This window comes from Pseudoduganella sp. RAF53_2, assembly GCF_052113985.1.
GTDB lineage: Bacteria > Pseudomonadota > Gammaproteobacteria > Burkholderiales > Burkholderiaceae_D > Rugamonas.
In genome coordinates, this window is record NZ_JBFRDW010000373.1 from 1 (window position 1) to 5,870 (window position 5,870).

Annotated in this window: 9 protein-coding genes; 4 read left to right on the top strand and 5 right to left on the bottom strand. The window is 62.4% G+C overall.

Annotation, left to right across the window (positions count from 1 at the left end; translation table 11 throughout):
• The 3 genes from AB4Z11_RS20315 to AB4Z11_RS20325 all read left to right on the top strand — a co-directional run.
• Positions 1–358 (top strand): carboxymuconolactone decarboxylase family protein (locus AB4Z11_RS20315; protein WP_442027247.1); only part of this gene is annotated, 358 nt, incomplete at its 5' end.
• A gap of 11 nt (positions 359–369) precedes the next feature.
• Entirely contained in the window at positions 370–855 is a 486-nt protein-coding gene (locus AB4Z11_RS20320) for a YkgB family protein (RefSeq protein ID WP_442027248.1), read from the top strand.
• 11 nt (positions 856–866) lie between these two features.
• Entirely contained in the window at positions 867–2,168 is a 1,302-nt protein-coding gene (locus AB4Z11_RS20325; RefSeq protein WP_442027250.1) for an amidohydrolase family protein, read from the top strand.
• On the opposite strand, the gene AB4Z11_RS20330 is transcribed toward AB4Z11_RS20325, so the two are convergent.
• The gene (locus tag AB4Z11_RS20330; RefSeq protein WP_442027251.1) at positions 2,169–2,582 is read right to left on the bottom strand and encodes a cupin domain-containing protein; all 414 of its coding nucleotides are present in this window, start codon (positions 2,580–2,582) and stop codon (positions 2,169–2,171) included.
• Positions 2,583–2,745: 163 nt separating this feature from the next.
• Between AB4Z11_RS20330 and AB4Z11_RS20335 the strand changes: the two genes are divergently transcribed.
• Complete coding sequence (locus tag AB4Z11_RS20335) at positions 2,746–3,243, top strand: pyridoxamine 5'-phosphate oxidase family protein (protein WP_442027253.1); 498 nt, start codon at positions 2,746–2,748, stop codon at positions 3,241–3,243.
• On the opposite strand, the gene AB4Z11_RS20340 is transcribed toward AB4Z11_RS20335, so the two are convergent.
• From AB4Z11_RS20340 to AB4Z11_RS20355, 4 genes are all read right to left on the bottom strand, one after another.
• Entirely contained in the window at positions 3,238–3,588 is a 351-nt protein-coding gene (locus AB4Z11_RS20340) for a hypothetical protein (protein WP_442027255.1), read from the bottom strand. The genes AB4Z11_RS20335 and AB4Z11_RS20340 overlap by 6 nt on opposite strands.
• Before the next feature lie 4 nt (positions 3,589–3,592).
• A complete protein-coding gene (locus tag AB4Z11_RS20345) occupies positions 3,593–4,951 on the bottom strand; it encodes a CoA transferase (protein ID WP_442027256.1) in 1,359 nt (452 codons plus the stop codon).
• A 51-nt stretch (positions 4,952–5,002) separates the two neighbouring features.
• Positions 5,003–5,572: an NF038129 family PEP-CTERM protein gene (locus AB4Z11_RS20350; protein ID WP_442027258.1), complete on the bottom strand. Its 570-nt coding sequence runs from the start codon at positions 5,570–5,572 to the stop codon at positions 5,003–5,005.
• 21 nt (positions 5,573–5,593) lie between these two features.
• Positions 5,594–5,870: hypothetical protein (locus AB4Z11_RS20355; protein WP_442027260.1), on the bottom strand; the 277-nt coding region annotated here is incomplete at its 5' end.

A 5,870-nucleotide genomic window follows, 5' to 3' on the forward strand; every position in this document is an offset into this window, starting at 1 on the left:
GAGCAAGCAGGAGCAGGAAACCATCAAGCTGTTGGTCAGCGAAATCGCCGGCTGCGATTACTGCGTCGCCGCGCACACCATGCTGGGCAAAATGACGGGCCTGAGCCGCGACGCCATGAAGCAGATCCGCAAATTCGAACCGACCGGCGATGCCAAGCGTGATGCACTGGTGCGTTTCGTGCGCCTGCTGCAGCAGACCAGCGGCACCATCCTGCAATCCGAATTCGACGCCATCAAGGCGGCCGGCTACACGGACCAGCAAATCGTGGAAATCAGCCTGGCGATCGCAGTGACCACCTTCACCAATGTGTTCAACCGTATCAACGACACCACCGTCGATTTCCCGGCGGCCGACTAAGGGGAACGAACATGCATGCACTGATCAAGGCACTGTCACGCTCCAAACTGATGTCGCCGGACCTGGACTTGCACGTCCTGCGCGCGGCGATGGTCATCACGTTTTTCTTTTTCGGCTACCAGAAATGGTGGGAATACGAAGCCCAGGTGCTGATCCCCTACATCAGCAACGGCCCGCTCATTTCATGGATGTATCCCGTGTTCGGCGTGCGCGGCGCGAGCTGGTTTCTCGGTGCCGCTGAGTGGACCTTCGGCCTGCTCATTTTCGCGGGCTTCTGGAACCGCAAGATTGGCATGCTGGGTGCGCTGGGCTCCGTGATCACCTTCGTGATGACCGTGACCATCATCCCCTTCATTCCGGGCGGATGGGAAGCATCGGCGGGCGGCTTCCCTGCCATGGTCGGCCCGGTGGCCTTCCTGATGAAGGATGTGGTGCTGCTGGCCGCTTCGGTTTATCTGCTCAAGCAGGACGTGTTACATTCGTCGCTTCACAGATAAAAGGAGTTCCGATGACCAAGCACGCCCTGTCCTTTGCCGTCTTGATGGCCTTTGCCGGCGCCGCCTCTGCCGAGGTAACGCTGATCCAGGCCGGAACCCTGCTCGATAAACCCGGACAAGCGCCGCGCGGCGCCTCCACGGTGGTGGTCGACAATGGCAAAGTGCAGGCCGTGCTGGATGGCTTCGTCGGCGCAGACAAATATCCCGGCGCAAAAATCGTCGACCTGCGCCAGCGCTTCGTGCTGCCAGGCCTGATCGACAGCCACGTGCACCTGATCTCGGACCGCGCCGGGGCCGAAGGCGCGCTGGCCAATGTGACGACCAGCGCCGCCTCCTGGGCTTACGAGGCGCAGCTGAATGCCGGTAAAACCCTGAGCGCGGGCTTCACCACCGTGCGCAATCTGGGCGACAGCGACCAGGGCATCACCCTTGCCCTGCGCGATGCGATCGCCAAGGGCTGGGTCAAAGGTCCGCGCATCATCGATGCAGGCACCCCAATCTCCACCACGTCCGGCCACATGGACGGCCGCCTGGGCTACGCGGACTGGGTGCAGGAAGCCATCCACACCGACAATGTATGCGACAGCGCCGAAAGCTGCCGCCACGCGGTGCGCCTGCAAATCGGCCGCGGTGTGGACGTGATCAAGATCGCCACCACCGGCGGCGTGAACAGCCAGGTTGGCGCAGGCGTCGGCAAGCAGATGTTCGACGACGAAGCCAAAGCCCTGATCGAAACCGCCCACTTGTATGGCAAGAAGGTCGCCGTGCACGCCCACGGCAAGGATGGCGTGGATCTCGCACTGACCTACGGGGCGGACTCCATCGAACACGGCACCCTGCTCGATGAAGGCAGCGTCAAGCTGTTCCTGAAATCCGGCGCCTACTATGTGCCGACCATGTCCACCATCAATGGCTATAAGGAGCGCCTGGCCGCCAATCCCAATGCCTACTCGCCGGAAGTGCTGGAAAAGATCAAATGGCGCATCGGCATCACCGGCAAGGCTTTCCGTCTCGCGCATGAGCGTGGCGTAAAGATTGCGTTCGGCACGGATGCCGGCGTATCCAAGCATGGCCGCAATGCCGACGAGTTCGAACTGATGGTGGAATTCGGCATGACGCCGATGGAAGCCATCAAAGCGGCTACGGTGAACGCAGCCGATCTGCTGGGCGTAAGCAAGGACGCCGGCTCGCTGGAGCCGGGCAAGAATGCGGACATCATCGCTGTCAGCGGCGATCCGCTGAAGGATGTGCGCGTGCTCAAACAAGTGCCGTTCGTGATGGCGAACGGCAAAGTGTTCAAGCAGGATCTGTAATTATTTATCCGTCGGGATCAATGCGGGCTTGCCCGCATCCTTCAGCAGGACCACCACAAATTTAGCTGGCTTGGTCTTGCTGGCGTTGCGGCCGACGGTGTGCACATCGTTCGGGCCTTCGTAGAAAGTCTCGCCGGCCTTCAGCGTAACTTCCTTGCCGCCTTTGACGCCCATCACGATCGAACCTTCAATCACGTACACGAATGCGTGTGCATCGTGGCGGTGAATCGGGTCGGCGCCGCCAGGCGGGTACTCCACCTGCAGCATCAGGGCTTCCTTGCCGGGATAGTCGGGCAGCGCCTTGGTGAACAGGGCTTTCACCGCCGGTCCCGGCGCTTCCGCCAGCGCTACCGGACTGGCGATTGCACCAGCCAGCAGGCAGGCCGCGGCCAGCATGAGTTTTGGATTGCGCATTGTCGTTCTCCTTATTGAATATTCCCAATATTAGGAATGAAAGCGCGAGCTTGGCGGACAAATATCCCGGAAATCATGCCAGTCTGGTGTTCGCTGGCGTACGGAGCCGCCACGCCAAGTCCCGTATGGTATGGCCTTGTTTACGACAAATGAGGACAGTACCATGACTCCCTTCACCAACGAAGAACTGCAAGACCTGCGCGACAAGGTCAAGGACGTGAAGTTCGGCATGCTGACCACGGCCGACGATATGCGCGCGCTGACCAGCCGCCCACTGACTCTGCAGCAGCTCGACGACGAAGGCCGCATGTGGTTTTTCGTCTCCAATCAGGAGCAATTCACGCGTGAGCTGCTCAACAATCCGCTGGCCAACCTCAGCTTCGCCGATGTGGACGATATGCTGTTCGTGTCGATTGCCGGCTATGTAGAAATCGTGGACGACCGCGCCAAGGCTGAAGAGCTATGGAACGTCGAGGCCAAGACCTGGTTCCCGAACGGCGTCGACGATCCGCACCTGGCCATGCTGAAGTTCAGCATCGACACGGCCGAATATTGGGATACCGGCAGCAGCAAGATGGTCACGCTGTTTGCCATGGCGCGCGCCGCACTGACGGGCCATCCGCCGAAGAACGTCGGCGAGCATCGCCGTATCGGCTCATGACAGCAGCTGCGCGATAAGGTCCTCCAGTAGCCGCAGTTGTTCCTGCAGTTCGCTCAGCAGCGGCGACGCGCCGCCATGGAATTCGGTGTTGTGCAGCAGGTGGTTGCGGAACTTCGACATGCCGCGCGCTTGTCTGAGCAAGGCCAGCGCCGGCTCGCACTGCGCAGGCGGCTGCTGCTTCAGACGCGCCTTGATGCGGTCGAGGCGCTTGCCGAAGGTAAGCTTGCGCGTGTCGTCAGCGCCGACGATGGCGGCGCAGAGCCTGAACACATGCGCTTCCAGCTTGGCGAACTCGTAGATGAAGCTGCCGAGGGCGAACTTCCATTGGTCCTCCGGCGTGAACATGGTGCTAATCCCAGTTCGGGTCTGACGATCCGAGCGCGCTGGCGGGCCGCGACCAGCGCATGCGCGCCTCGCCCACCGTAAGCGGCGTATACGGTCTGCGTGCGGGTCCCCAACCGGTTTGTTCGATCTCCGGCGCAATGTCGGACTCGCCCAGCGGCTGCCACGCAGCGCGCTCGGGCGGACGCGGCGCTTCCGTCAGCAAGCGCGCCGTGCGCGCCAGCGACAATCGCCAACGGGTGGCACACTGCTGCGTGAGCCGCGCATAAATGCCGCGAATCACGGCCGCCGCAATCAGATAGCCCGTCGCGTGATCCAGCGCCTGGACTGGTAGCGGAACCGGCTTGGCCGCGTTCTGCGCCTGCATGCCCGCATCCGCGATACCGGCGCTCATTTGCACCAGGCTGTCGAAGCCACGGCGCCCGCGCCACGGGCCACTCCATCCATAAGCATTCAGTGAAACGTCGATCAGATTCGGATTCAGTGCTACGCGTGCTTCCGCACCGTAGCCCAAGCCATCGAGCGCGCCATCGCGGTAGCCGTGCACAAGAACGTCGGCTTGCGCCAGCAACCGTTCAAACACGGTGCGATCGCCGGCTTCACGCAGGTCAAGACGTGCGCAGCGTTTGCCAAGCGTGACTTCAGGGATGAGGATGCCTTCGTCCCAACCCGGCGGATCGATGCGCAGCACTTCAGCACCGAAACCGGCGAGAAAGCGCGTCGCGACGGGACCTGCCAGCACGCGCGTGAGATCGAGCACGCGGATGCCTTTCAGCGGACGCGCGGCGTCCGGTCGCCATGTCCACGCATCGCACGGCCGGCTTTCGCGCAGCATCAGCGGCGCATCAGTCAGTGCGATGCTTTGCGGATGCGCGCGCCACTCGTCCAGCGAGCGCATGGCCGCAGCGCAGCCGCCATGCGCCACAATGGCAGCCTCCAGTTCGTCGGCTTGCCAGCGTGCGACACCTTGCGCGACGGCCTCCCGCTCGGCCGCGCACCGCAGTACCGCCAATGCTGCCGCGCGGTGATGCGGTGCATTCGTATGCAGGCGAATCCAGCGATCCGCCGCGCGGTAATCGCCCGCAACCGCATCCCATGCCGGCGGCAGTTCCCATCCCTGCGGCTGGATCGTGAAGCCAAACCATAGCGATGCCAGACGACGCGATACGGTGACGTTGCCACTAACGCCCGGCAGCGATGCAAGCGCCAGCCCGGCCGCACCGATCGATGCGACGGCGAGGTCCGAGGTAGCGAAGACGGAGGGAAGGATGTCATCGCCGCTGAACGTGCAGCGTTCCAGCAAAGCAGCGTCGCCATCCAGCGCTTGCCAGATGGCGGCCAACAGGTGATGCGAAATCTCGTGCATGGAATGGTCCTTGTGACGACTTCAAGCCGGACCATTCTCGCACAGACTGCGTCAGAACACAGGCTTGCGCAGCCGGATGAAGCTCAGCAGGATCAGTCCCATCACCACCATCAACAGCGCCGATGGTTCAGGCACAGCATTCACCTGGGCGAACGCCGCATCCACGGCCAGGCCATCCGCCGCGCCAGGCTGCAGCGCGATGGTGACGATGTTCGCCGCCGTTCCAAGGTAATTGAAGCCGCTGTCCAGCAGGGCCACGCCGAGCGTGGTGCCATCACCGAAAGGCGCATCGACGCTGAACTGCACATCGAAGGTGAACAGCCCGCCGAAGTTGGCGCCAGCGGCAAACTCGTTCCAGCCGGTGCTGTTGCCAATCACGATGCCGCTGGCGGGCGTACCGGTGACATCGCCGAATACCGCATCCGCACCAGTGAGATCACCGGACAAGTTCGACAGCCTTGCTTCAGCAGGTGTCGCGCTGCCCAGACCGAGGAAGAGAAAATCCAGGTAGCCACTCATACCCGACAGGGCCGAAGTATTCACCGTCACCTGATAAAGCGGTCCCGCCATTGCAGGCACCGCGCCGCCGACTATCGCCAGCAGCAGAAGTACACGTAGCATCAAACTTTTCATGAGTTGTCCTTAGAAAGAGCCAGCGAGCAGCTTGGGCGCGTAGCCGACACTGACGCGGCCCGGATTCGCAAACACAGTCGTGACGGTCACCGTTTCACCCGGCGCCAACGAGGCCTTCGGCACCGACAGCATCGGCGCGCCACCCTGCATACCGGTGCGGTTATCGAGCGTGACGCCGCTGGTCAGGTAATCGGCGCGGAACTGCAGGTTGCCGCTGATGACCGCGTTCGACATATTGGTGAAGGTGACCGTGCCGCTCATCTTCTGCGTGGCGCGGTCCAGCGTC